The organism is Acetobacter suratthaniensis (genome assembly GCF_017377745.1).
Taxonomy (GTDB): domain Bacteria; phylum Pseudomonadota; class Alphaproteobacteria; order Acetobacterales; family Acetobacteraceae; genus Acetobacter; species Acetobacter suratthaniensis.
The window spans coordinates 466,575-491,686 of sequence record NZ_JAFVMG010000001.1 but is presented as its reverse complement, the minus strand read 5'-3'; the positions used below and the strand labels follow the sequence as shown (position 1 = coordinate 491,686).

Below are 25,112 nucleotides of genomic sequence, written 5' to 3'. Positions count from 1 at the left end.
TCACAGACCGCATGCGCCGTCATACGGTGCGGCCGGGTTCTGGCCACCGCCCTTACCTATCAAGGAAAAGACTTCATGCCCTTAGCACGCAAATGGCCCCTGTTCGTAGGCATAGGCGCCCTGCTGATCGTCCTTGGCTTTGTCTCCTGCGTGGAGGCTGTGGCCGTAACACTGGCCAGCACCATCTTTATCGGCGCCCTGCTTATTTTTGCAGGGATCATGCAGGGCGCGCATGCCGTTGCCGTGCGGGACTGGGGTGGCTTCATGCTGGCACTTCTGTGCGGTGCGCTTTACGTCGTCGCCGGGGGCATCCTGATTGCCGAGCCGGTTTCCGGTTCCACCGCCATTACGCTTTTTGCCGCTGCCTGCTTTATGGTTGTGGGCATCAGCCGCGCCATTCTTGCCATGCGCCACCGTGAACTGGCGGGCTGGGGCCTGATCCTGTTCAGCGGGCTTATCAGCTTTGTGGTGGGGCTGTGCCTGTATCTGACCCTGCCCTGGTCGGGCCTGTGGCTGATCGGCACTTTCGTGGCCGTGGAACTGATTGTCAGCGGCGTAAGCTGGGTGCAGTTCGGCCTTGCCCTGCGTACGGCTCAACCCTGATCTGGCGCTAAGCCACTCAAACCTGCAACCGGGAGTGCGCCTCCTTAAGAGGCTTCGCTCCCGGTTGCGGGTGCATCCAGCAAGGGCGGTGTAGGGTTGCCCTCGATCGCCAGCGGCGCTGGTTCTTCCTGAACCGGAGTTTCAGCCGATGCATCGTTCAGGCTAGGCTTACGCCGTGGCAACAGGCTGAGCGGCCTCTCGCCTGTTTCACGCTTGCGCAGATTGCCCTGAATATTCTCCAGCACAACCGGATAGTCTTCCACCAGCCTGCGAAAGCGCGAGGCGCGGATAGCCATAAGGTGGCCGAACTGCACCGCCCGCACCGTACCCGCGCAGCGCCAGCGTTTGAGCGCCTCCTGTGCGCCTATCAGGTCACCCGCGCCAAAGTGCATGTCTTCTCCCACCACATGCGCCTCCGCCAGACCGGCGCTGATGAAATAGACATATTTCACCTTACGGCCCTTGCGGCAGATCACCTCCTGCGGGGTGACAAAACGCAGGGTTGTGGTGGTTGCCAGATCATGCAGTTCCGCGCCGGACAGCCCTTTGAAAATGGTGGCGTTCTTGATGCGCTCCTCGATCCCGCTGCGCAGATCGAAACTCAGCCGCTTGTCCAGCCGGTGGCGACGGCGCTCAACCTCCTTGATCAGTTCGCGGCTCAGTTCCTCGCTGATCAGGGATTCCGATAGCAGCGCATCGTATTCTTCGCCCTCAAGCCGCAATACGATCTGGCGGAAAATGCGGTTTTCCAGTGCTTCGGCATAACCATGATAATGCAGGCGCATGGTTTCCAGTGCCTCGTCCAGCAGCTTACGTTGGCGTGAGAGCACCTCGGCCACGATCTCGCCAATGCGGCTGCCCAGAGTAGGCTCCAGCCGCACCCGCATGAAACGGGTGAGCGAAATGGACACGAAATGCGCCACCATGAGCATTTCAAAACGCTCGGCCATGCTCAGCATCAACGGGCGGTCTATCTTGAGATAGTTATGGATTGCCTGCGCCATCCTGAACCGCAGCGTGGGGCTGAGCCTGCGGCGTATGGCCCGGACATAGCCCAGACGCCCTTCCAGTCGCGCCCCGTCAACCGCGGCTTCGGCCGAGCGCAGCAGGTTTTCCATCACCCTGCGGGACAGACCTTTCATGCGGAACAGGTCAAGCAGCAGGGAGCGTTCCTGACTGGCGATGGTAATCAGGGCCAGATTGATGCGCTGCGTATCAGACAGGGCGTTATCGAACTCATTGACCGCCTGCTCCTCCTCGGAACGGCGGGCAACCTGCTCCAGCACGGGGCGGGTCGCGTCACCAGAAAAACCCAGCTCATCACCCAGAGCCTTGGCTCGCCTCTGCACGTTACCAAGCCCGATGCCCAGCACCTGATGCCGCATGGCCTCATCAATAGGAGAAAGCTGATCGAGCTTGAGGAACAGCACAAGCGAACGCAGCGTCGTGCCGTTGACCAGCAGCGTAATCAGCACAAAGCCCGTGGCGATAATCCCGATAAAATGGGCGATGGGCGTGGCAACATGGTCGTTTTCCGTAACCGCCAGCGCGAGTGCGAGCGTAATGGCGCCACGCAAGCCCCCCCAGACCATGGTCACCTTGAAGGGGGTTGGCACCGGGGGTGACAGGCGGCTCCAGGCCAGAAGCGGCAGCATACCGAACACCACAGCGGCGCGCGCGGCCATGCCTGCCACACTGGCAATCAGGATCAGTACCCAGTCCCAGCGGTTCATGCCCACCAGCAAGTGCGGCACCAGCATGGAGGCCAGCACGAACACCAAAGACCCCGCCCAGAACACCAACTGCTGCCACAACTGGTTAAGGAACAGCCATGTCTGTGGCCGGATGGTCGATGGCCCGTAAACCGAAACCGTCAGCCCGGCGGCGGCTGTGGCCACCACACCGGAAACCGACAGGAATTCATCCGAAACGATATAGGCCACATAAGGCAGGGCTACTGTCAGCGTCACTTCGGCGGCGGAACTGCCGATAGCCGACATCATGGCCAGTGTCAGCCGCCCCAGCACCACCCCGACAATGACCGCCCCACCAAAAGAGATGAAAAACGAGATCACCGCCTCGCCGGGGTGAATGGCCTTATGCAGCGTGACCGAGGGCAGCAGGATGGAAAAAATGGAAATAGCCGCCGCGTCATTCAGCAGCGCCTCGCCTTCCACCAGTCGGGTCAGGCGTGTGGCGGCCCCAATATCGCGGAAGATACCCGCCACGGCGGAAGGGTCGGTCGTCGCCACGATAGAGCCAAGCAGCAGGCACACAACCAGCGGCATCTGCGCGAATGGATGCAGGGCAAAACCGATCATGGCCGTGGAAAGCACCACCGCCACCACGGCCAGCAGCAAGACCGTAGCCGCTTCATGGGCAAGGCGGCGCACGTCAATAGCCAGCGCCCCCTGAAAAACCAGCACAGGCAGGAAGATCAGCAGAAAGGCTTCGCTGTTGATCGGGAAATCAAGCAGGGTTTCGGCAATACCGCTCAAGGCCGAGGCATGGGAGGAACGCAGCGCGAAATCCGCTACCGAGCCGATGATAATCCCTACAATGGCGAGCAGGACGGTTTCGGACAGTTCCAGCTTGCGGGCCAGAGGCTGCACCGCGCTCACGACAACCAGCAACAGTGCAATAACCAGCAGCGCCGCTGCCAGACCCGTTAACGCCATACCCGTCTACTCCCCCGTTCCAGACACGCCCGCCAGTCGATTTCATTTAATAGACAGAACGGTAAGGCAAAGACATGGCAACTGACGCAGCCAGTGATCCGTGTGGCCTTCTAGCAGAGGCCATGCGGCCACACCATGAAAGAACACGCACACGAGGCAGACTGGCAGGGCAATCCCTCTCGCCAACGTGACCACAAACAGACCCGCCGGCCCTGCACCGCGCGCCCTGCTGTTCCCATGTTCATACAGGAACACTTGCACATCCGCCACCGCAGGCCCCTCTGTAATATGGGTCATTGTCTGGCGACGTGCGCCCGGAGACAGCCAGAATGACCGATACACCCCGCACGCCTTCGCCCATCGCCTCGCTGCCCGTAGGCATTGCCGCGCACGGCACCCGCACCGAGCAGGATTCCATGGGGGCGATTGATGTTCCGGCCGACCGCTACTGGGGGGCACAGACCCAGCGCAGTCTTGTGCATTTTTCCATCGGCACCGACCGCATGCCCCTGCCACTGTATCATGCCTATGGCATTGTCAAAAAAGCCGCGGCACAGGTCAATGCCGCCGAAGGCCGGATGCCCCAGTGGAAAGCCGACCTGATCGCACGCGTAGCGGATGAAGTGAGTGCGGGCGCACTGGATGCGCATTTCCCGCTCTCGGTCTGGCAGACCGGCTCAGGCACCCAGACCAACATGAACGTCAACGAAGTAATCGCCAACCGCGCCATACAGCTTGCGGGTGGGGTGATCGGCAGCAAAACTCCCGTTCATCCGAATGACGATGTCAATATGGGGCAGTCGAGCAATGACTCCTTCCCCACCGCGATGCACGTTGTCACCCTGCTCGAAATCGAGGATCGCCTACTGCCCCGGCTGGAGGAACTGGCCACGGCACTGGACGCCAAGGCCGCTGAGTGGAAAGACGTCGTCAAGATCGGCCGCACCCACCTACAGGATGCCGTGCCACTGACCGTCGGACAGGAATGGTCTGGCTGGGTGCAGATGCTGCGTGATGCGCTGGAGGTGCTGAAAAACGCGCGTCTGGGCCTGTATGAACTCGCCGCTGGCGGCACGGCGGTTGGCACGGGGCTGAATGCACCTCCCGGTTTCAGCAAGGCCATTGCCGAACGGATCGCCAGCCTGACAGGCAGGCCGTTTGTAACAGCCCCCAACAAATTCGCGGCCCTTGCCGGACTGGATGCGATGGCGCGGGCCTCCGCCGGGTTGCGGGCCGTGGCCATTGTTCTGCTCAAAATCGCCAACGACATGCGCTGGCTGGCTTCCGGCCCCCGTTGCGGCCTGGGCGAACTCCTGCTGCCTGAAAACGAACCCGGCTCCTCCATCATGCCCGGTAAGGTCAACCCCACCCAGTGCGAGGCGCTGGTCATGATTGCGACACAGGTGCTGGGGCATGATAACACCATCGCTTTTGCCGCCAGTCAGGGGCAACTAGACCTGAACGTGATGCGCCCGGTCATTTTGGCCAACTGCCTGCACAGCATCCGCATTCTGGCCGATGGCTGCCATAATTTCCGTATTTTTTCCGTGGAGGGCACCCGCCTCAACCATGCGCGGATCGAGCGCTACGTGGCAGGCTCCATCATGCTGGTAACGGCTCTCAGCCCCGCCATAGGCTACGACAAGGCCGCCCAGATTGCCCATATCGCACTGGAGGAAGATCTAAGCCTGAAAGAAGCCGCCCTGAAATCGGGCTATGTGGATGCCGCAACCTTCGACCGGCTGGTCAACCCGCTGGATATGGTGGGACAGGGCACAGCCGGAGCCTGACAGCCATGGCCGAAAAACCTGCGCCCCCTTGCGCCCCACCGGATTAGGGGTAGAAGAAAAACAACAGGCTACGGCCAGCACCAACCAGCAGACGGCAGGCTTTCCGATGAATGAAAATGCAACCCGTATCGGTATCATCATCGGCGCGATCATGGTCGGTATTATTGTTTTTTGCACCATGTTCCAAAATTTCCGCGCGCTTTTGCTCAAAACCCCCGAACCCACCGCCATCAGCCAGAATGCGGGTGAATAGCCCCACCACCGGGTTACCCACCCGCCTACGGGGTGGGCGCTTTATCAACGCGGGGGCCATGCTGGCTGGCCTGCTACTTGCGGCTCTGGCTCAGCCCTGCATGGCGCAGCAGTCGAGCGAAGCCGGGCCAATCACGCCCTCCGCAGCACAGGCCGATGCCAGCCTCCATAAGGGCGGCACCCTGCGTCTGGTGGCCTCGGCCTCTGGCGGCACGCTTGATCCGCAGATCAATTACGGAGCGCGCTTCGTTAACCTGTTTGCCAATGTGTATGACGGGCTGACAGCCTTCCGCAAAGTCGCCGGGCCTGCGGGCGCACAGATCGTGCCTGATCTGGCGGAAAACATTCCAACCCCGACCGATGGCGGCCTGACCTACAGCTTTACCCTGCGGCCGGGGCTGCGCTTCTCCAACGGTCAGTCCGTAAGCGTGCAGGACGTGCGGGCCTCCTTCCAGCGGTTGTTCAAGGTGGCCTCTCCCACGGCTGGCGCCTTTTACGGCACCATTGCCGGGGCCGATGCCTGCCTGAATACCCCCGCAACCTGCACACTGGAAAAAGGCGTAGAAATCGACCCCGCCCAGCGGCGCATCACGTTCCATCTGACCCGGCCCGATACCGAGTTCATGCACAAGCTGGCCTTTATCCATGCCGTCATCCTGCCTGCCTCAAGCCCTGCGCATGATACCGGCAATACACCCCTACCCGGCACCGGCCCCTACCAGCTTGAAACCTACGATCCGGCCACACGCCTTGAACTGGGCCGCAACCCGTATTTTCAGCCGTGGAACCCACAGGCCCAACCCGCGGGCTTTCCCGACAGGATCACCTACAGTTTCGGCATTCCTGATGAGACCGCCGTTACCGCCATTGAAAACAACCAGTATGACTGGATGGCTGACCCGATCCCGCTAGACCGGCTGGGTGAAATCGGCAGCCGCTTTACCAGCCGCACGCATGTCATGCCGCATCCGGCTATTTATTTCCTGTCCATGAACATGCACGAGCCGCCCTTTACCGAACTGGCGGCACGTCAGGCTGTCAATTATGCGCTCAACCGCAAAGCGCTGGTTATCCTGTATGGCGGGCCGGGGATTGCCCGCCCGCTCTGCGGCATGGTGCCGACATCCCTACCCGCCTCGGATATCGGCTGCGATTACACCCTCGGCGCCTCACCTGAAAACCCTGCCCCCCAGTGGCGCGGGCCAGACCTTGAGCGCGCCCGCGCCCTTGTGCGCACCAGCGGCACCACCGGGCAGAAAGTAACCCTGATTACCGCAAACACCAGCACCGACATCGCTATGGGTACATGGCTGCGCGACATGCTCGAAAGCATTGGCTACAAAGCCAGCGTGCGCCCGCTGAATGGTAACATCGCCTTTCCCTACATGCAGAATACCGACAACCATGTACAGATAGGCCTGACAGGCTGGGCGGCGGACTATCCCTCCCCCTCCAATTTTCTGGATGCGCTGCTAGGCTGCGAAAACTTTCACCCCCACTCGGATAGCTCAATCAACCTGCCCGGTTTTTGCGACAAGCAGACACAGGATCTGATGGAACGCGCCCGCTCCGATACCGCACTGACAGACGAAGCCCGCAACGCCATCTGGCGGCAGGTCAATGAGCATGTCATGGCGCTTTCCCCTATGGCTCCGGCGTTTGAAACGGAAAGCGTGATCCTGACATCCGAGCGGGTAAAGCACTTCATTTACACCACCATCAATCAGGTTCTGTTCTCACAGGTCTGGCTGCATTGAACACGTAACAGAATGGCAGTCATGCCCGTTCTCTCTACCCATCACCCCGCCCACGGCTTAAAACCCGGCCTGATACGCGACACAATACAAAGGAATAAAGCGGAATGGCCGTGACATGGGGTGACTTTCAGGCTGTGGTGCAGCTTTCAGCCGGGCTTAATGTCGCTATTCTGAGCTTTGTGGATATCAGCCTGCCCGCTATCAAAGAGCGTCGGCGCGTTTTTGCAAAGGCCCGGCAGGAACTCGAAATCCACCGTAAAAACCCGCACAAGCGCACGGCCCAAGAAAAGGAAGCCCATGCGGAAGCCGTGGGCGATGTGGATCGCAAACTGTTCGATCTGTGGCAGGAAACATCGGCTTTCGAAAACATCGAAGACTCTTTGATGAAGTCCACCGGTGTTTTCGGTTTTTTCGGCGCTGTGCTGAGCGTAACCCTGCTCTGGTATTCAGCCCTGTACTACAACGATGCCATACAGTTGACGGGCGAGGTGCTGATTATTGTCTCCTTCTGCTCGCTCATCGGGGCGTTCCTGATTAATTTCTTTACCGCCTCCAAGGCATCGCATTACGCCAAACGCTGCAACGACCTGCGCGAACATATGCGCAAACACCTCTAGCCCCCACCCCGCCTACCAGCGCTGCGAGATGGTCACAAACATGGCGCGTCCCGGCGCGTAGGCGCAGGCAACGGCGCGTGTGCAGACCGAGACGTATTTCTGGTCCGTTATATTGGTGCCGTTAAACTGAACACGGGTTTTGCGGTAATCAAAATGTGCGACCAGATCCCCCACCAATTGCGACGGCACGGTAAAGGTCGCAGGCAATGCCCCCGCCGTGTTGCCGGTATAGCGTAATCCGCCCCCAATACCGGCTGACCAGCTCGGCCCCATCTGGAAGTCCCGCCTCAGAAAAAGCGATGCCATATGCGAAGGCACCGCCACGGGCCTTTGCCCCAGTTGGGCGGCTTCTGTCGTTCTGGTTATACGCGGGTCCTGATAGGTATAGCTGGCAATGAAATCGACATGGCCCGGCAGGCGCCCGAGACCTTCAAACTCGAAGCCGCGCGTTCTCTGCTGCCCTGTCTGAACATCGAAAGCCGAATGATTGGGGTCTGCCGTCAGCACATTGTTTTCAACCAGATTGAAAAAATCTGCGGTCAGCATAAAGTTTTCCAACCCCGAAACAGCTTTCACGGGCCGGTATTTTACCCCCACTTCAATCTGCTTGCCCGTGGTGGGTACATAAGGCGTGCTGTCATAGGTCTGCCCAACCTGTGGCTGAAAAGACGTGGCGTAGGCAACATAGGGGTTAAGCCCGATGGATGAGGCATAAAGCAGGCCAACACGCCCGGTAAATGCGTTGTTTTTCTGCGGGGTGCTGCCGTGTGTCAGGTTATTGACGGTCTGGCTCTGCGTAAAATCCCCCCGCCCGGACAGCGTCAGGTAGAGATGTTTCCACTCCGCCTGCTCCTGCAGGTAGAGGCCGGTATCGGTTTCGGTCTCGTTCGTGTTGCTGTAGGTGCCCGCTTTGGGCCAGGTAATGGCGGTATAAATGGGGTTATACAGATCGAGCGATGGCGCTTTGGTCTGCCCACGCCGGTTGGCCATAAAATCACTTCTGAAATCAACGCCAAATAGCAATTCGTGATGCACCGGCCCTGTCGTCAGCTTAAGGTTCGAGCGGGTATCCAGTGTGACATTGTTATAGTTTGCTGTCTGTAGCAGGGCCGTTCGCGAAATTGTCCGCTGGTTGGCCGCCAGCGCGGAGGTGGTGACAAACCGGTAATCGAGATCAAGATGCGCGTAACGCATGTTTTGCGTAATCGTCCAGTTCGGGGCAAGCTGGCGTGTAAAATTGTAGCCTATGGCAACCTGTCTCTTGGAATAGACATCAAAATTCGCATCGCTGCTAAGAAAATTTCGGGCAATATAACCGTAGCGCGAAGGATAAACGGTTCCATTCGCAGGTAGAAACTGGGCTGTTGATCCCGCATCCAGCTGCTCGTAGCTGCTCAGAATGGTAAAATCTGTTTTGCTATCGGGCTGCCAGCGCAGCGATGGCGCGACATAAACCTCGTTATTTTTGATATTAATCGCGTAGGTATCGGATTTTCGCAACAGGCCGTTGAAACGCCACAGCAATGTCTTGCTCTTGTTCAGCGCCCCACCAACATCCACCGCTCCCTGTACCCGCGAATAGGAACCTGTTTGGATAGTAACTTCATTCTGCTGGTGCAGGGTCGGCCGTTTGCTGACCGCATTGATAATACCCCCTAACTGACCCGACCCATACAGCGCGGATGAAGCCCCGCGCAGCACATCCATGGCCTCCAGCCCCCAGGGTTCGATACTGAAAGACTGCGAGGACGAAGCATCCGGCGTGCGGGTACCATCGAGATAGATGTCCGGGCTGAACCCACGGATTGTCCCGAAATAACCACGCGGGTCATCCTTGGAACCATAATCAGACACACCAGCGGAATAGCGAATGGCCTCAGACACGCTGCGCGCGTTGAGGATTTTCATTCTTTCCTGTGTAATAACTGTAATATTCTGGGGCGTGAGTTCCAACGGTGTCTGCGTTTTTGTCGCGGATTGCGCATTATGGGGCAAAAAAGCAGAACGCTGGCCCGCAACCATAATGTCTTCATGCTCAGCAGCCAAAGCCGGTGCAGGCGTTGCCGCCAAGGCCGGGCCTGCCTTGCGAGGGGCTGCGGCATGCACACTGTTGGCGGGTGCTGGCCGCTCCTGCGCATGCGCAATATCCGGTCGCGTTTGAGCATGGGCCGTTCTGACATGAAGTACGCCCTCAACGACCAGAAGCAGAGCACAGGGCACTGAGGCAAAACGACAGATCATGAAGGCAGGTGCGCTCCGATACGGGTTGTCTCGCCATTATGCAATTGCGAGTTATTATTAACTCATGCTCATAACCAATACTTAATCCCGTTGTAAAGAGGCCCTATGCACCCAGCGGCAAAAGCCGTCAGGCTCCGACCCGTGGCTTGCGCGCACGCACTGAGGCCAGCGTCAACACGCCGCCTGCCAACAGACCACCCAGCGAAAACATGCCCAGCCAGAGCAACAGGGCAAGCGGCATGCTCTGGCGCAGGCACACAACCAGCGCCACCACCGGCAACACACACCGCACCGCTTGCAACAGGCCGCCATGCCGGTTGCCAATCCCCAGCAGGCGCTGGATTTTTGGCTGCAACAAACCGTGGCTGAGCAGCGCAGACACCCAACACAACAGCGCAACAAAAGCGATCATCGGTCGCGCGCAATCATGGACTGCCCCCACATGGCCAGCACGCCAAAACCAAAGGCGCAGGCATCTACCGCCAGATAGACATCAAGCTGCGGTGTCCAGCCCGAACCCCGGCGCGACAGAAGATCGAGCAACGGCAGCCCGCAGCCCAGAACGGCCAAAGCCCATGCCTGCTCCCGCCAGGCCGCCCGCACACACCCGGCGCCACTCCGCACCACCGCATGCAGCAACAGACACAGCCACAGCAGGAAAAAGACTTTCGCCTCCAGCAGATCACGCTGCGCGAGTGATGGGGCAATCAGCCGGTTGCTCCACAAAAAACCCAGCGCCGCCACCGGCAGGCCAAGGGTGACACTCAGTGTAAACGCTTCGGCCAGAGCCAGCTTTACGGTACCGCCATGTGCTCGCCGATGCTTGATAACAAACAGCACCAGCCCGGCCGACATCATGGCGCTGCCCACCGCGCCACACACAAAATACAGCCAGCGCAGCCCCGTAGTGCCCCAGCGGGCATAATGTAGCCCCCGCATGACGCCCCCCAGAGCCTGTATGCCCCGCTCGCCATATTTGACGCCAATCTGCCTGCCATCACGCGGCGAAAAATCGACATGATCGCGCGTCATCACAAAATCCGCCGCATCCGAACGGTAGAAGGAAATCGTGCGGGGCTCGAAGCGGATAAAACCGATATTACCCTCCCCAAACACGGCCTTGGCCTGCTCCCACATCGGAGCGAGAGGTGCTGCCGAAGCCATACCATGCGCTTTGTCTGGCCCCGCCCGGTTTGCCGCTTTACCGCCATGCCCGTTGCTGATCATGGGAAACAGGCGCGGCCCGTGAATAACGGCCCCCGTATAGGTAATCATGATGATAAACGGCAGCATCAGCACGCCCGCCATCAGATGGGCATCCAGCCATGAGCGCCCCGGAGCCGCAAAGGGTCTAAACAGCAGCAAATCCGGTACAAGATTGCGAAAATGAATAACAAGCCCGGAAAAAACCGCGATCAACAGACCAATGGCCACGATTTCCGTCACCATGTTCCCCCATACCGGCCCCCGATAGAGTGACTGGTGCAGGTCAAAAAACAATTGTCCGCCCTGTGTCTGCCGGACATTCAAATCCGCGCCGTCACGCGGGCTCAGGGCTGGGCCAACAAAGGCGTGGCCATCGTAATGCAGGATACGCAGCACCGGATCGCGCTCTGAAGGCAGGGACAAAAACGCCATCTGCCCCGCCCCCTGTAGCGCCTGCATCTGCTCTCCGGCATGATTGAGGGCTTCCGCCGTCAGGGCTGTTTGCGGCAACACCGCCAGTTCGGGCTGCATCCAGCGGGTTATTTCCGTATCGAACATGGCCAGCGTACCGCCGGTGAACACGACCACCAGAATCAGTCCGCTGACAAAACCCACCCAGCTATGCAGCCACCCCATGCGGTTACGCAGAGTATCGCGCATCAGAATATGCCTGCCTGCAACGCCGAGACACCCAGCACAACCAAACTGGCCCCGCTTTTGAACGTTCCTCTGAACAGCCCTTTAGGCAGGGCAAACAGCACCACGATCAGCAGCGGCATGGCAGCCAGACCGAGACTCTGGAACAGTATGGCCTCTGGCCGTCTTCCCGCCAGAAAGAAAACCCCGAGCGTTGCAAGATAAGCAAACGCCACAATGCACGCCCCCCGGCTGAGCCAGCGTTTCCACAGCGCCCCTTTTTTTGCTGCGGCTTTTGCGGGTCCACGGGTCATGCACAGGCGACTTTCAGGCTTGCCATCCGCTTACTGCTGGCGGGAGCATACGGCATGGCATCATATGTTGAGAGAGATTCTCATCTACAGACGATGTATCCGCATCCTGAGCAGGTTTGTCAATCGACCACGTATGCGCCCTGTTCCGGCCCCTGATAGCCCTGTCTCTGGTTTATCCACAGAATCTGTGGATGAAACATAGGACAACTTCAGAACAAGTGCCGGATAACATTGTACAACTTCGCGTCAGCGCTGCTCCAGCCGTTGTATGACGGCCTGCGCAACCGGTGGGGGCAGCGGCACATAATCCAGCGCCTGGCCAATGGGGCCACCATCGCGCACGGCCCAGCGGAAAAAGCGGCGCACCGCCTCCCCCTTGTTATCTTCCGTGGCATGAGCAGGCAGCAGCACATAAGTGGTGGTCACAATCGGCCAGCTTTGCGCCCCCGGTGCATCGCACAGGGTTGCGGTCATGTCTTCAGCATCCCAATGAGCGGCTTCGGCCGCGTGGCTGAATGTCTCGACCGTAGCAGGCACAAAATTGCCTGCCTGATTACGCAGCAGCACACCTGTCAGGTTATTGCGTGCGGCATAGGCATATTCCACATATCCTATGCTGCCTTCGGTATTGCGCACATAGGCGGCAATTCCGTCATTACCCCGCGCACCGGCCCCGGTAGGCCAATCCACCGACATGCCGCGGCCTACGCCCTCATGCCACGAGGAGGAAACGCGCCCCAGATAATCCGTAAAAACGTATGTGGTGCCGGAACCATCGGCCCTGTGCAAAGGGGCTATCGGCAGATCTGGCAGGGTGGCCCCAGGGTTAAGGGCTGCCAGTTGCGCGTCATTCCACTGGGTAATACGCCCGGCATAAATATCGGCCAGCACAGGCCCGGTCAGCCGAAGTGTGCCTGCAGGCACACCGGGCACATTGGCTGTCACGACAATGCCGCCAATTGCAGTCGGCACCTGCATCAGCCCGGCGCTCACCAGCCGCTCATGCGCCATGGGGGCATCCGATGCCCCAAAATCCACCGTGCCGACACTGACAAGGTTCTGCCCGGCCCCCGAGCCAATGGCCTGATAATTCACCCGTACGCCAACGGCTTTCTGCCCCGCCGTTGACCAACCGCCATACAGAGGAGCGGCAAAACTGGAACCGGCTCCGGTAATAATGACATCATCCGCCGGATCAGACAGGCCATCCGCCCGGGCTGGAACGACAGGGAGCGCTGACATGAGCAGCGCCGCCAGACCACAGGCCACCCCGACACGCTGGAGGCCGCGAACAGCCATACCGAAAGATTGCCCGTAGCCCATACTCTTTCCCTTTTCCGTCACCCGGCAGAAATACCCCCTGCGCCGTTAGCGCAGGACGGCACCCGTAGCCTTGACAACCGCGGCGACAATCTTGTCGGACACAGCTTCCAGTTCCGCATCCGTCAGACTGCGTTCATCGGGCTGCAAGGTCACTTCCACCCCGATGGAACGATGCCCCTCTGGCACATGCGGGCCAGCATAGACATCAAACAGGCTGACACCCACCACAAGCTGACGCTCTGCCCCACGCACTGCACGCAGGACGTTATCCCCCGCCACATCGTCCGGCACGACAAACGCGAAATCGCGCCGCACGGGCTGGAACGCGGAAAGCTGCGGCGGCGCTTTTTTACGGCGCTTGGGTTCGGGCAGCGCATCAAGCAGGACTTCAAACGCGACAACCGGCACATCGATCCCTTCGGCCCGCAATACGGAGGGATGCAACTCACCAAAGCGGGCCAGAACCAGCTTTGGCCCCTGCCGCAGCACACCGGAACGACCGGGGTGATACCAGCCCGGCGCATCCGCCGTGGTCGTAACGGCCTCAGGGTTTACGCCAAGCTGGCGCAGGATTTCCAGCGCATCCGCCTTGGCGGCCCAGAGCGAAACCGGCTCTGCCGCGATACCGGGCGTGCGCGGCGTGTGGCCTGCGCGCATGCCTGCGGCAATGCTCTGCTGCGTCTGCTCGGCAAAAGCCGGGCCGATTTCAAACAGACCAATATCCGCCCAGCCGCGTGCGCTATTGGCGCGAATGGCTGCAGCAAGGCTGACAAGTGGCGTGGGCCGCATCTGATCCAGATCGGAGGCAATCGGATTGAGCAGCCGCAGGCTTTCCGGTGCGCCACCAAAACGGGCGGCGGCATCGCTCGACACGAAGGAAAAGCCGACCGTTTCCGTCAGCCCACGTGCCGCCAGCACGCGCCGGGCCAGCGCATGGCGCGCAAGGCGCGGCTCAAGTGCCGCACCCGGCACCGCCCCCAGACGCGGCAGCGAGACAGGTGGCACGGCATCCAGCCCCTTAAGGCGCAGAACTTCCTCCACCAGATCCCGCTCGGCTTCGATCTCGGCCACACCCTGAGCGGCCCCACGGGCAATATCGGCTGGCAGCATGTCGCCCTGTGCCAGCACGGGTGTCTGGGCCACATCATTACGCCATGCGGGTACGGCCACATCTACCTTTTCGGCGGTACGGTCGCGCACTTCAAAGCCCAGTTTTTCAAGCAGGCTCACGCTCTCATCCGCCGGAACCGGCAGACCACCAAGCGTTGCCAGGCTTTCAAAGCGCAGGCTGGCGTTCCGCTGCCAGTGCGGCGGCTCCCCAGCGGAAACAACCTCGCTGGCCTCGCCCCCACACAGATCAATAATCATGCGTGTTGCGGCTTCCAGCGCGGCTACCGGCAGAGCCTGATCCACCCCCCGCTCAAAGCGGTAACTGGAATCGGACGACAGGCCGAGCCTGCGCGCGCTAAGCGAAATCCGCACCGGGTCAAACAGAGCACATTCGACAAACACATCCGTGGTTGCCTCATCCGCGCCGGAGGCTTCGCCCCCCATAATCCCGGCTAGAGACTGCACCCCGGCCTGATCCGCGATCACGCATTCTTCTGCCGTTACGGTATAATCACGCCCATCCAGTGCGCGGAAGGTTTCACCCGACCCCCGGCATACCGTCAGCCGCCCGCCCGTAATCCGGGCTGCGTCAAACACATGCAACGGCCGCCCCAGATCGAAGCAGAAGTAATTGGTAATATCGACCAGCGCTGAAATGGGCCGCAGGCCGATGCTTTCCAGCCGGTTGCGCAGCCATTCCGGGCTAGGGCCATTTTTGACGCCACGGATCGTGCGCCCCAACACCCACGGGCAAGCTTCGGGGAATGTATTGGCCCACTCCACCGGCGAGGGGAAACGCCCCTCCACCGCCTCGGCCAGCCAAGGCCGCAATGTGCCAAGCCCGGCAGCCGCAAGGTCGCGCGCAATCCCGCGCACACCCAGCGCATCGCCACGGTTGGGAGTAATGGCGATATCAATCACCACCTCATCCAGCCCGGCAAAATCGGCATAAGACTGTCCGGGTAGCGTATCTTCAGGCAGCTCGGCTATGCCATCGCTTTCAGCGCCCAGCCCCAGTTCACGCAGGGAGCAGAGCATGCCGCCGCTGGCCTCGCCCCGGATCGCACCCTTTTTTATGGTAATATCCAGCCCCGGCACATAGGTGCCCGGTGGCGCGAAAATCACCGCAAGTCCGGTACGCGCATTCGGCGCACCGCAGACAACCTGCACGTTTTCAAAACCCGGCCCGGCATCAACCTGACACACCCGCAAACGATCCGCATTCGGGTGCTGAACCGCTTCAACAATCCGCGCGGTCAGAAACGGCGCAATGGCCGCGCCACGGTTTTCAACGCTTTCGACCTCAAGGCCGATACGGTTCAGGGTAGCGCAGATTTCGGCCAGAGTTGCCTGCGTTTCCAGGTGCTCATACAGCCATGACAGCGTGAATTTCATTCTCTACACCCCTTCGTGCAGCATGGCGGGCGCGAGCGGATCAGAGCCGTAATGCCGCAGCCAGCGGATATCACTTTCATAGAACGACCGCAGATCGGGAATGCCGTTCTTGAGCATGGTCAGGCGCTCCACCCCCATACCGAAGGCAAACCCCTGCCACGTGCATGGGTCCAGCCCGCAATTAGCCAGAACGCGCGCATGCACCATGCCTGCTCCCAGCACCTCCAGCCAGTCTTCACCCGCGCCGATTTCGCCTGTCTTACGCGACCAGCCGATATCCACTTCCAAAGAAGGTTCGGTAAAAGGAAAGTAAGAAGAACGGAAACGAACCGGCATATCCGGCTTGCCAAAAAAGGCGCGCAGGAAGTCGATCAGGCAGCCCTTGAGGTGGCCCAGCGTAATATCCTGCCCGACCACAAGCCCTTCGCACTGGTGGAACATGGGCGAGTGCGTCGCGTCATGATCGGCACGATAGGTGCGACCGGGGGCAATGATACGGATCGGCGGTTTCTGCGCCAGCATGGTGCGGATCTGCACGCCCGATGTCTGGGTACGCAGAACGCGCGCCACATCCAGCCCCGGCACGGGCGGCAGGTAAAACGTGTCGTGATCCGTACGGGCGGGATGATGGGCAGGCGTATTGAGTGCGGAAAAATTGTGCCAGTCGGTTTCGATATCCGGCCCTTCCGCCACCTGAAAGTCCATGGCGCCAAAAATGGCGGTCATTTCCTCGATCGCGCGGCTGATCGGGTGGATATAGCCCTGCTGGACAGGCGCTGGCGGCAAACTGACATCAACCCGCTCAGCCACAAGCCGCGCCTCAAGGGCGGCGGCTTCAAGGGCGCGGCCCCGTTCTTCAACCGCCTGTGTCAGTTCATCACGTAGGCGGTTGAGGGCAACGCCGCGCTGCTTGCGTTCCTCCGGTGCCATTTTGCCCAAAGCCTTCAGCAGCCCGGTCAGGCGGCCGGACTTGCCGAGCGTGGCTACACGCACGGCATCCCAGGCTTTCAGGTCTGTCACGGCTGTCAGTTCAGACAGGACTTCGTGCCGAAGAGTATCAAGATCGTCGCTCATGGAACCCCACACGAGGAGAAAACGCTACCCGGCGGATACAATTTCCTGCCCGCCGAGGAAAGCCCCGATCCCTAAAAACCCTCCATTTGCGTCGATTAAGCTCGCCCCTGACCGCCCATAATAGGCCGATTTACAGCCCACAACGCAAAAAAGGCCGCCCGGAAAACCGGGCGGCCCTTCTTGTAAAGCCGTAAAAGCCTGTCAGGCGCCTGATAATCAGGCGGCCAGAGCGGCCTGCGCCTTCTTTACGATTTCGGCGAAGGTTGCTGCGTCATCAAAAGCGATGGCGGCCAGAACCTTACGGTCGATTTCGATGCCAGCCTTGTCCAGACCGTTGATGAAACGGCTGTAGGTCAGGCCATGCTCACGCACGGCAGCGTTGATACGCTGAATCCACAGAGCGCGGAATTCGCGCTTCTTGTTGCGGCGATCGCGATATGCGTAACGCAGCGCCTTTTCAACGCGCTCAAGCGCAATACGGTAGTTGGTGGATGACCGGCCGCGATAGCCTTTGGCCAGATCCAGAACTTTTTTATGACGGGCGTGGGTGGTTACACCGCGTTTTACACGTGCCATTTCTCAGATGCTCCTTACGCCAGCCCGTAGGGGGCCCACTGCTTCACTGTACGGCCGTCCTGGTGAGCCAGAACCTGCGTACCACGTGCAGTGCGCTTCATTTTCTGCGTGCGCTTGATCAGGCCGTGGCGCTTGCCAGCGGGGCCCGAGAGCACCTTACCGGTCGCGGTGATCTTGAACCGCTTTTTGACCGATGACTTGGTCTTCATCTTGGGCATTTGACTACTCCTGCTAAACACAAAGGATCAGACCGAACAGCGCCACAAGAACGCAACGTTCAGCCTTGCACGGCCAGGCATGCCCCACAGGCCCGGACGCGTGCATGAATGCGCTCCCTTAAAAGAAAGCTTCGCGCCATGCAAGCCCTGCCCTGCGGTGCGCTGCATATTATGCAACCCGCATGCAGGTTCTGTGCCGATCCGGCGCAAAATGGCCACAGGCTGTGTGGCACGGGCATGTAACCAGACAGACCCGGCAGGCATTTATCTATATACGGTCAAATATAGACAGGCGCATTTACGTGTCTTACTCTAATAAAGTCATACGACATAAGCCCCCACACAAATAAATCTTATTCACTTTTGCGCGTCTTTATCCGCCATCCATACATTGTATTGATACCCAAAAGGCGGATAAGACTTGATCCAAGTCAAAACAATATCAGCCTCAGATGCGTAAGCCGCGACGAAAGCGCCCCACTGGTCTTTCGTAAGCAAGGGTATCCGGCATGGGAGTGGGGGTTGGAGTGATCAAACGTTTTCTCGCAGGAGCTGCTGCAGTCGGTACTGTAGCCGGGCTCGGTTTTCTTTATTACACTTGGTATCCGGCGCTGCCGTCTGTCGCACCGCCGGCAGCCGGTACATTCACGCCTGAACAGATCGAACGCGGGCGGATTGTCGCGGCTGAAGGCTATTGCGCCGAATGCCATACCCGCACCGATGGCACACCCGGGCCTGAACTCGCGGGCGATTACCGGATGGAAACGCCTTTCGGGGCCATTCATTCCTCAAACATCACGCCTGATGTCGCAACCGGTATCGGCTCATGGTCAGAAGCCGCCTTCAAACGCGCCATGCGTCTGGGCGTCTCGCGGGAGGGTGAACACCTGATCCCGGCGTTCCCGTACGATCATTTCACCAAAATGACCGATCAGGACCTGTCCGACCTGTACGCCTTCCTGATGACACGCCCCGCCGTGCATCTGGAACCCCGGCCGAATGAACTCCCCTTCCCGCTCAGCCTGCGCATCATGCAGGCAGGGTGGAAGCTGATGTTCTTCAGCCCCGGCGAGTACAAGCCCGACCCCAGCCATGATGCGCTGTGGAACCGTGGCGCCTATCTGGCAGAAGGCAACGCGCATTGCGGTGCGTGCCATACGCCGCGCAACTTCATGGGTGCCGAAAAGAAAAGCGCTCAGTACGATGGCGCCGTGGTGGACAACTGGATTGCCCCGCCACTGAACGAGCACAACCCCACCCCCACCACATGGACGGAAGAAGAACTCTTCCAGTACCTGCGTTTTGGGGTGGCACCGCTGCATGGCCCGGCTGGCGGCCCGATGTCGCCCGTGCCGCACCGCTTCCTGTCCACCGTACCGGAAGAAGACGTGCGGGCAATCGCGCATTATTATGCCGATATTGACCACGCAGCCGAACGCTCCAAGCACGACCCTGCAGCACTGGCTCTCGCCATGGAGCAGTCCCGTGCAGGTCTGATCGGGCCTAACCCCGACCCGGATGCCAAGCTGTATCAGGGCGCATGTGCGGCCTGCCATTACAATGCAGCCCCGGCCCCCGTACTCGGTCGCCCCGAACTGGCGCTGAACAACGCCCTGTGGCTGGATGAGCCGACCAACCTCTTCCAGGTCATGCTACACGGCCTGAGCGCGGAAGAAGGGCAGTCCGGCGTTGCCATGCCCAGTTTCTACAACGCCCTGTCCGATGCGGACATGGCACGGATCGCCGCCTATCTGCGCCGCACGCGCACGACCCTGCCACCATGGACCGACCTTGAGAAAAAGGCCGCCGCGGTACGCAGCACGGTGCAGTCCGTTCCTGTCAATTCATCTCACTAAGGCGCGGCAGCGGAGCAAGACATGATAACGTTTAAACTCAACGGCCGTGATGTCAGCATCGATGTGCCGGAAGATACCCCCCTGCTGTGGGCCCTGCGTGACGATCTGGATCTGACCGGCACAAAATTCGGCTGTGGCGTTGGCCAGTGCGGTGCATGCACCGTGCTGGTGGGCGGGCGGGCTACCCGCTCGTGCATTACCCCCATGAGTTCCATCGAGGGGGCGGACATCACCACCATCGAGGGGCTGGACCCACAGGGCCAGCACCCCGTGCAGGAAGCATGGAAGGACATTCAGGTTCCGCAATGCGGATACTGCCAGTCCGGCCAGATCATGCAGGCCGTCAGCCTGCTCAAGGACTACCCGGACCCGACGGACGAAGAAATCGACGGCGTCATGGGCGGCAGCCTGTGCCGGTGCATGACCTATGTGCGAATCCGCAAGGCCATCAAAAAGGCTGCGGCGGCCCTTCGTGCCCAGACATCCGGCAAGGAGACTTCCCATGGGTAAGCTCGAACGCATCGCAGCCCGTCAGGATCGTTCGGCGGGGCTGGGCCCCACCCGGCGCGGCTTTCTGCTGACAGCCGCAGGCTCGGCCTTTCTCTTCGGTTTCGCCCGCTCGGCCAAGGCGGCTCCCGTTTTCCCGCAGGCGGCGGCGGATCTGCCTGAAGCCGGAGCCTTCGAGCCCACGCTGTGGTGCTCCATCGCGCCTGATGGCTGGGTGAACATCAACATCATCCGCGCGGAAATGGGCCAGCATATCGGCACAGCTCTGGCCCGGATCATTGCTGATGAAATGGAAGCCGACTGGGACAAGGTGCGTATCACCTATGTCGATACCGATCCAAAATGGGGCCTGATGGTCACCGGCGGGTCGTGGTCGGTCTGGATGACGTGGGATCAGTTCCGTCAGGCCGGAGCGGCCGCACGCACCGTCATGGTGGCAGAAGGGGCCAAGCTGCTGGGTGTGGCCCCGGCGGCCTGTGTTGCCCGTAATGGTCATGTCATCGCAGGCCAGCGCTCCATCGCTTATGGCGATATCGTCAGCCGCGCACACCCGACCCGCAGCTTCACGCCCGAAGAAATGGCCAAGCTGCCGCTCAAGCCCGCCTCCGAACGCAGGTTGATCGGCAAGCAGGTTCGCGCACTCGATATTCCGGCAAAGACCGATGGCACGGCTGTTTACGGGATAGACGCCAAGCTAGAAGGCATGGTGTACGCCCGCCCCAAGCTGCCGCCTACCCGCTACGGGGCCAAGGTTGTCTCGGTGGATGAAACGGAAGCCAAAAAGGTCAAGGGCTATATCCGCCATATCGTGCTGGAAGATCCCTCCGGCACGGTGCCCGGCTGGGTGGCTGTGCTGGCCTCGTCCTACCCGGCTGCCATCCGCGCGACCGATGCGCTGAAGGTCACATGGGAAGCCGGGCCTACGGCGCATGTAAGCGAACACGACATTATCGAGCATGGCCGCGCCCAGATCGCCAACAAGGAAGGCGGTTCCTGCGTCTTCAATGATGACGGGGTGGATGAAGCCTTTGCCCATGCCGAGAAGGTTGTGGAGCATACCTATACCTGCTCGTCTGTCCTGCACTATCAGCTTGAGCCGCTGAACGCGCTGGCCCGCCTGCATGAAGGCAAATGGGAAGTGCATTGCGGCAACCAGTGGCAGTCCCTGTTCCTGCCTGTCATCGCCAAGGCGCTGGGCGTGCCCGAAACCGATGTGGTGATGCGCAGCTACATGCTGGGCGGTGGGTTCGGCCGACGCCTGAATGGTGACTACGCCGTACCTGCGGCCCTGATTTCCAAGGCGCTGGGTGGCAAGCCGGTCAAGCTGATCTTTACCCGTTCGGATGATGTTCAGTACGACTCAATCCGCTCGCCTTCCATCCAGACCGTACGCGCTGCCATGACAAAGGACGGCGCGTTTCAGGGCTGGCAGCACCATGCCGCCGCTGGCTGGCCAACCCGTGTCATGGCTGCGGCATTCATGGAAAAAGGGGCCGATGGCAAGCCTTACGACCAGTTCGCCATTGCCGGGGCCGATCATTGGTACACTGTAGGTCCGATGCGAGTGCGCGCACTCGACAACGATCTGGCCGATGCCACGTTCCGGCCCGGCTGGCTGCGTTCGGTCAGTTCCGGCTGGACGCCTTGGGCGCATGAAAGCTTTCTGGACGAAGTCGCCCATGACATCGGCAAAGACCCTGTCAGCCTGCGCCTGAGCCTGCTGATCAGCAAGGGGCGCAATGCCGGTTCCGCGCCGGATTCCGTTGGTGGCGCCAGCCGTCAGGCCGCGGTGCTCAAGCGTCTGGCGGAAAAATGCGGTTATGGCCGCACCGACCTGCCTGCCGATACAGGGATTGGCATTGCCACGACCTTCGGTCAGGAACGCGGCATGCCAACATGGACTGCCGGTGCCGCCCGCGTGCGGGTTGACCGCAGAACGGGCGTTGTCACCTGCGAGAAAATCTGGCTGGTGCTCGACGCAGGCACCGTGATCGACCCCGATGGCGCTACCGCCCAGACTGAAGGCGGAGCACTGTGGGGCCTGAGCATGGCGCTATTCGAAGGCACGGAAATCGAGAACGGCAACGTGCGTGACCGTAACCTTGATACCTACACGCCGCTGCGTATTGCCGATGTGCCGGACATGGACATTGAGTTCCTGCCCAGTACGGAAAAGCCCATGGGTCTGGGCGAACCGGGTGTGACCACCATCGCCCCCGCCATTGGCAATGCAATTTTCAATGCTGTTGGTGTGCGCCTGCGCCACCTGCCCATTCGCCCGGCGGATGTGCTGGCAGGTCTGAACAAGGCGGGCTAAGCACACACCAAACGGTGCAACAGAAAACGGGGCGGGGCCGCTATGGCCTCCGCCCCGTTTCTTTATGGATCATCCAACGCCCTGCCTTATGGCGCCGGGTCTAAAAGCCCCCCACCAGAGTACTCAGGTTTCAGGCTGGCTGGGCCGCTGCCGAACGGATAGCCCGCGCCATGGCCTCCACCCCGTTGCCCCGGTTGGTGGACAGAGCTTGCACCAGCCCCAACTCACGCAGGAAAGACGGGTCGGTAGCCGCAATTTCAGCCCTTGTGCGCCCCGAATAAACGCGCAGCAGCAGAGCGACCAGCCCACTGACAATGGCGGCATCAGACAGGCCTGCAAAATACAGCCTGTCGCCTTCGGCTTTTTCCTCCAGCCAGACCTGGCTCTGGCAACCGGGCACCCTATGGGCGTCATTCTGCCAGTTTTCAGGAAACGGCGGGAGCTTGCGCCCCATTTCTATGATGTACTGGTAGCGCTCCATCCAGTCATCAAACAGTTCAAGCTCATCACGGATGGCCTCGATGGCTTCAGCCGCGCTTTCTTCGGGCGGAACGAAAAACGGTGCTTCCATTACAGGATAAACCGGCTCAGATCGCCGCGCTGCGCAAGCGGCGTGACCTTTTCATGAACCATCGCGGCACTGACTGTCATTTTTTCTCCCTGCCGCTCCGGCGCGTTAAACGAGATATCTTCAAGCAGTTTTTCCAGAACGGTGGCCAACCGCCGCGCACCGATATTCTCGACCCGTTCGTTTATATCCGCTGCCAGTTCGGCCAACGCATCCACGGCGTCGTCAGAAAAGTCCAGTTCCACGCCTTCTGTTTGCATCAGAGCCACATACTGCTTGAGCAGAGAATGCTCAGGTGCGGTCAGGATCTGGCGCAGGTCTGCCCGCGAAAGCGGCTGTAATTCCACACGGATCGGTAGGCGCCCCTGCAACTCCGGCAGCAGGTCAGCCGGTTTGGCCAGATGGAATGCCCCTGAAGCAATAAAGAGGATATGATCCGTGCGAACCGGCCCATATTTGGTGGAAACGGTCGTGCCTTCGATCAGCGGCAACAGATCGCGCTGCACACCTTCACGCGAGACATCGCCCCCTTTCACGCCGCTTTCAGAAGAGCGGGCGCAGACCTTGTCGATTTCATCAAGAAAGACAATGCCATTTTCCTGCGCGATCGACACGGCCTCCCGCGTCAGCGCCTCGCTGTCGAGCAGCTTTTCGATCTCTTCGTTTTTAAGCTGTTCGCGTGCGGCCGCCACGGTCATTTTCCGGGGGCGTGGGGTGCGGCTCATGAAGGATTTCATCATGTCGCCAAAATTGACAACCTGCCCCGGCACCATGCCCGGCATTTCACCCGCACCGGCGGGGGCCGCATCGGCCACGGCAATTTCTATTTCCTTGTCTTCCAACTGACCGCTGCGCAGCATGCTGCGAAAACGGCTTTTGGTATCCGCCGAGGAACCTTCGCCCACCAGCGCATTCACAATACGCTCTTCCGCAGCCTGTGCGGCCTGCGTTTCCACATCCTTGCGGCGGGCGTTCTTGAGCATGACAATGGCGGCATCAACCAGATCGCGCACGATGCTGTCCACATCGCGGCCCACATAACCGACTTCGGTAAACTTGGTGGCCTCAACCTTCAGAAACGGTGCCTGTGCCAGCCGCGCCAGACGGCGGGCAATTTCAGTTTTGCCACAGCCCGTCGGCCCGATCATGAGGATGTTCTTGGGCACCACTTCTTCACGCAGGCCATCAGGCAGTTGCGCCCGACGCCAGCGGTTACGCAGGGCAATGGCAACCGCGCGCTTGGCATCGGTCTGCCCAACGATAAAGCGATCCAGTTCAGCAACAATGCCGCGTGGCGACAGATCAGGTGCCTGCATTACGCATCTCCCGTAGTGGCGCGGGTTTCAAGCGTTTCAACCCTGACAGAATGGTTTGTATAAACACAGATATCGCCAGCAATTTTCATGCTGCGGCGCACAATTTCCTCGGCCCCCAGCCCTTCCACGCCCAGCAGTGCGCGGGCGGCGGACAGAGCATAGTTGCCACCCGAGCCAATAGCGATCACCCCATCTTCGGGCTCCAGCACATCGCCATTGCCGGTCAGGGTATAGGAATGTTCGGCGTCGGCCACGGCCATCATCGCTTCGAGACGACGCAAATAGCGATCCGTACGCCAGTCCTTGGCCAGTTCCACGCAGGCACGCTCAAGCTGGTTGGGATAGCGTTCCAGCTTGGCTTCAAGCCGTTCGAGCAGAGTAAAGGCATCCGCCGTGGCACCGGCAAAGCCTGCGAGAATGGAACCCGAAGGCCCGATCCTGCGCACTTTACGGGCATTGCCCTTGATAACGGTGCTGCCCAGCGTCACCTGGCCATCGCCCGCCATGGCCACGCATGGCCCGCGCCTTACACATAGGATGGTCGTGCCATGCCAGCCGACCGGATCATAGGGAGAGGAAGCAATGAATGAGTTCTGCATGATCCCAAAGAAATAGGCGTTTACTCCGCCAGCACAAGGGGTAAGCGCTTCTGGACCTCACAACACCTGCCGCGTGTCTCTTTAGCTCGTGCTATTATGTCTTGCGTTATCAACGCCAGCCGGTGCAGTTTCGCGCCGTTAATAACGCCCTACATCCGT

21 protein-coding genes are annotated in these 25,112 nt (G+C 60.2%); 8 read left to right on the top strand and 13 right to left on the bottom strand.

The genetic code is table 11. The features are described 5' to 3' along the window. Positions 1 to 75 precede the first annotated feature (75 nt). On the top strand, positions 76 to 603 hold the full coding sequence (locus J2D75_RS02300) for an HdeD family acid-resistance protein (protein WP_207852297.1): 528 nt from the start codon (positions 76 to 78) through the stop codon (positions 601 to 603). Positions 604 to 647: 44 nt separating this feature from the next. Here the strand turns inward: J2D75_RS02300 and J2D75_RS02295 are convergent, their stop codons facing one another. Further along, a complete protein-coding gene (locus J2D75_RS02295; RefSeq protein WP_207852295.1) occupies positions 648 to 3,281 on the bottom strand; it encodes a cation:proton antiporter in 2,634 nt (877 codons plus the stop codon). 329 nt (positions 3,282 to 3,610) lie between these two features. Here J2D75_RS02295 and fumC point away from each other — a divergent pair, with 329 nt between their 5' ends. From fumC to J2D75_RS02275, 4 genes are all read left to right on the top strand, one after another. Beyond that, positions 3,611 to 5,071, top strand: a complete 1,461-nt coding sequence (fumC, locus tag J2D75_RS02290) for a class II fumarate hydratase (RefSeq protein ID WP_207852293.1) — start codon at positions 3,611 to 3,613, stop codon at positions 5,069 to 5,071. Beyond that, on the top strand, positions 5,004 to 5,324 hold the full coding sequence (locus tag J2D75_RS02285; RefSeq protein ID WP_207852291.1) for a hypothetical protein: 321 nt from the start codon (positions 5,004 to 5,006) through the stop codon (positions 5,322 to 5,324). The genes fumC and J2D75_RS02285 overlap by 68 nt, the downstream gene beginning before the upstream one ends. Continuing rightward, entirely contained in the window at positions 5,317 to 7,080 is a 1,764-nt protein-coding gene (locus tag J2D75_RS02280) for an ABC transporter substrate-binding protein (RefSeq protein ID WP_265782628.1), read from the top strand. Before J2D75_RS02285 ends, J2D75_RS02280 begins: the two co-directional genes overlap by 8 nt. A 104-nt stretch (positions 7,081 to 7,184) precedes the next feature. Further along, positions 7,185 to 7,697, top strand: coding sequence for a hypothetical protein (locus tag J2D75_RS02275; protein WP_207852289.1), 513 nt, complete (start codon positions 7,185 to 7,187; stop codon positions 7,695 to 7,697). Positions 7,698 to 7,709: 12 nt separating this feature from the next. Here the strand turns inward: J2D75_RS02275 and J2D75_RS02270 are convergent, their stop codons facing one another. The 9 genes from J2D75_RS02270 to rpmI all read right to left on the bottom strand — a co-directional run bounded on the left by J2D75_RS02270 (position 7,710) and on the right by rpmI (position 17,790). Continuing rightward, on the bottom strand, positions 7,710 to 9,938 hold the full coding sequence (locus tag J2D75_RS02270; protein ID WP_243428391.1) for a TonB-dependent siderophore receptor: 2,229 nt from the start codon (positions 9,936 to 9,938) through the stop codon (positions 7,710 to 7,712). 127 nt (positions 9,939 to 10,065) lie between these two features. After that, the gene (locus J2D75_RS02265; RefSeq protein ID WP_207852288.1) at positions 10,066 to 10,350 is read right to left on the bottom strand and encodes a hypothetical protein; all 285 of its coding nucleotides are present in this window, start codon (positions 10,348 to 10,350) and stop codon (positions 10,066 to 10,068) included. After that, the gene (locus J2D75_RS02260; protein WP_207852286.1) at positions 10,347 to 11,804 is read right to left on the bottom strand and encodes a PepSY-associated TM helix domain-containing protein; all 1,458 of its coding nucleotides are present in this window, start codon (positions 11,802 to 11,804) and stop codon (positions 10,347 to 10,349) included. The genes J2D75_RS02265 and J2D75_RS02260 overlap by 4 nt, the downstream gene beginning before the upstream one ends. Continuing rightward, complete coding sequence (locus J2D75_RS02255; protein ID WP_207852284.1) at positions 11,804 to 12,094, bottom strand: hypothetical protein; 291 nt, start codon at positions 12,092 to 12,094, stop codon at positions 11,804 to 11,806. Before J2D75_RS02255 ends, J2D75_RS02260 begins: the two co-directional genes overlap by 1 nt. A 246-nt stretch (positions 12,095 to 12,340) precedes the next feature. Beyond that, positions 12,341 to 13,393, bottom strand: a complete 1,053-nt coding sequence (pstS, locus tag J2D75_RS02250) for a phosphate ABC transporter substrate-binding protein PstS (protein ID WP_207852282.1) — start codon at positions 13,391 to 13,393, stop codon at positions 12,341 to 12,343. 69 nt (positions 13,394 to 13,462) lie between these two features. Then, complete coding sequence (gene pheT, locus J2D75_RS02245) at positions 13,463 to 15,922, bottom strand: phenylalanine--tRNA ligase subunit beta (protein ID WP_207852280.1); 2,460 nt, start codon at positions 15,920 to 15,922, stop codon at positions 13,463 to 13,465. Between the two features lie 3 nt (positions 15,923 to 15,925). Then, the gene (pheS, locus tag J2D75_RS02240; protein WP_207852278.1) at positions 15,926 to 16,996 is read right to left on the bottom strand and encodes a phenylalanine--tRNA ligase subunit alpha; all 1,071 of its coding nucleotides are present in this window, start codon (positions 16,994 to 16,996) and stop codon (positions 15,926 to 15,928) included. 216 nt (positions 16,997 to 17,212) lie between these two features. Next, positions 17,213 to 17,572: a 50S ribosomal protein L20 gene (gene rplT, locus J2D75_RS02235; protein WP_141374363.1), complete on the bottom strand. Its 360-nt coding sequence runs from the start codon at positions 17,570 to 17,572 to the stop codon at positions 17,213 to 17,215. A 14-nt stretch (positions 17,573 to 17,586) separates the two neighbouring features. Then, positions 17,587 to 17,790 (bottom strand): 50S ribosomal protein L35, encoded by a 204-nt coding sequence (gene rpmI / locus J2D75_RS02230; RefSeq protein ID WP_141374362.1) that lies wholly within the window; start codon positions 17,788 to 17,790, stop codon positions 17,587 to 17,589. A 527-nt stretch (positions 17,791 to 18,317) separates the two neighbouring features. Here rpmI and J2D75_RS02225 point away from each other — a divergent pair. Genes J2D75_RS02225 through J2D75_RS02215 form a run of 3 tightly spaced genes read left to right on the top strand, consistent with a single transcriptional unit; the run spans position 18,318 to position 22,470 of the window. Beyond that, positions 18,318 to 19,646 (top strand): c-type cytochrome, encoded by a 1,329-nt coding sequence (locus J2D75_RS02225; RefSeq protein ID WP_207852830.1) that lies wholly within the window; start codon positions 18,318 to 18,320, stop codon positions 19,644 to 19,646. 21 nt (positions 19,647 to 19,667) lie between these two features. After that, positions 19,668 to 20,156: a (2Fe-2S)-binding protein gene (locus J2D75_RS02220; RefSeq protein ID WP_025860376.1), complete on the top strand. Its 489-nt coding sequence runs from the start codon at positions 19,668 to 19,670 to the stop codon at positions 20,154 to 20,156. Then, positions 20,149 to 22,470: a xanthine dehydrogenase family protein molybdopterin-binding subunit gene (locus J2D75_RS02215; protein WP_207852276.1), complete on the top strand. Its 2,322-nt coding sequence runs from the start codon at positions 20,149 to 20,151 to the stop codon at positions 22,468 to 22,470. Before J2D75_RS02220 ends, J2D75_RS02215 begins: the two co-directional genes overlap by 8 nt. A 130-nt stretch (positions 22,471 to 22,600) precedes the next feature. Here J2D75_RS02215 and J2D75_RS02210 read toward each other — a convergent pair whose 3' ends face one another. Genes J2D75_RS02210 through hslV form a run of 3 tightly spaced genes read right to left on the bottom strand, consistent with a single transcriptional unit; the run spans position 22,601 to position 24,953 of the window. Continuing rightward, on the bottom strand, positions 22,601 to 23,041 hold the full coding sequence (locus tag J2D75_RS02210; RefSeq protein WP_207852274.1) for a SufE family protein: 441 nt from the start codon (positions 23,039 to 23,041) through the stop codon (positions 22,601 to 22,603). Next, the gene (gene hslU, locus J2D75_RS02205; protein WP_207852272.1) at positions 23,041 to 24,354 is read right to left on the bottom strand and encodes an ATP-dependent protease ATPase subunit HslU; all 1,314 of its coding nucleotides are present in this window, start codon (positions 24,352 to 24,354) and stop codon (positions 23,041 to 23,043) included. The genes J2D75_RS02210 and hslU overlap by 1 nt, the downstream gene beginning before the upstream one ends. Further along, positions 24,354 to 24,953, bottom strand: a complete 600-nt coding sequence (gene hslV / locus J2D75_RS02200) for an ATP-dependent protease subunit HslV (protein ID WP_265782631.1) — start codon at positions 24,951 to 24,953, stop codon at positions 24,354 to 24,356. Before hslV ends, hslU begins: the two co-directional genes overlap by 1 nt. Between the last annotated feature and the right edge of the window lie 159 nt (positions 24,954 to 25,112).

Excerpts from the sequence above, each read along its gene's own strand:
- J2D75_RS02265 (WP_207852288.1), bottom strand. The coding sequence starts at position 10,350 with ATGATCGCTTTTGTTGCGCTGTTGTGTTGGGTGTCTGCGCTGCTCAGC.
- fumC (WP_207852293.1), top strand. The coding sequence starts at position 3,611 with ATGACCGATACACCCCGCACGCCTTCGCCCATCGCCTCGCTGCCCGTA.
- J2D75_RS02295 (WP_207852295.1), bottom strand. The coding sequence starts at position 3,281 with ATGGCGTTAACGGGTCTGGCAGCGGCGCTGCTGGTTATTGCACTGTTG.
- J2D75_RS02270 (WP_243428391.1), bottom strand. The coding sequence starts at position 9,938 with ATGATCTGTCGTTTTGCCTCAGTGCCCTGTGCTCTGCTTCTGGTCGTT.
- J2D75_RS02300 (WP_207852297.1), top strand. The coding sequence starts at position 76 with ATGCCCTTAGCACGCAAATGGCCCCTGTTCGTAGGCATAGGCGCCCTG.
- rpmI (WP_141374362.1), bottom strand. The coding sequence starts at position 17,790 with ATGCCCAAGATGAAGACCAAGTCATCGGTCAAAAAGCGGTTCAAGATC.
- J2D75_RS02285 (WP_207852291.1), top strand. The coding sequence starts at position 5,004 with ATGCCGCAACCTTCGACCGGCTGGTCAACCCGCTGGATATGGTGGGAC.
- J2D75_RS02220 (WP_025860376.1), top strand. The coding sequence starts at position 19,668 with ATGATAACGTTTAAACTCAACGGCCGTGATGTCAGCATCGATGTGCCG.
- pheS (WP_207852278.1), bottom strand. The coding sequence starts at position 16,996 with ATGAGCGACGATCTTGATACTCTTCGGCACGAAGTCCTGTCTGAACTG.
- pstS (WP_207852282.1), bottom strand. The coding sequence starts at position 13,393 with ATGGCTGTTCGCGGCCTCCAGCGTGTCGGGGTGGCCTGTGGTCTGGCG.
- J2D75_RS02275 (WP_207852289.1), top strand. The coding sequence starts at position 7,185 with ATGGCCGTGACATGGGGTGACTTTCAGGCTGTGGTGCAGCTTTCAGCC.
- J2D75_RS02210 (WP_207852274.1), bottom strand. The coding sequence starts at position 23,041 with ATGGAAGCACCGTTTTTCGTTCCGCCCGAAGAAAGCGCGGCTGAAGCC.
- hslV (WP_265782631.1), bottom strand. The coding sequence starts at position 24,953 with ATGCAGAACTCATTCATTGCTTCCTCTCCCTATGATCCGGTCGGCTGG.
- rplT (WP_141374363.1), bottom strand. The coding sequence starts at position 17,572 with ATGGCACGTGTAAAACGCGGTGTAACCACCCACGCCCGTCATAAAAAA.
- J2D75_RS02255 (WP_207852284.1), bottom strand. The coding sequence starts at position 12,094 with ATGACCCGTGGACCCGCAAAAGCCGCAGCAAAAAAAGGGGCGCTGTGG.
- hslU (WP_207852272.1), bottom strand. The coding sequence starts at position 24,354 with ATGCAGGCACCTGATCTGTCGCCACGCGGCATTGTTGCTGAACTGGAT.
- J2D75_RS02215 (WP_207852276.1), top strand. The coding sequence starts at position 20,149 with ATGGGTAAGCTCGAACGCATCGCAGCCCGTCAGGATCGTTCGGCGGGG.
- pheT (WP_207852280.1), bottom strand. The coding sequence starts at position 15,922 with ATGAAATTCACGCTGTCATGGCTGTATGAGCACCTGGAAACGCAGGCA.
- J2D75_RS02260 (WP_207852286.1), bottom strand. The coding sequence starts at position 11,804 with ATGCGCGATACTCTGCGTAACCGCATGGGGTGGCTGCATAGCTGGGTG.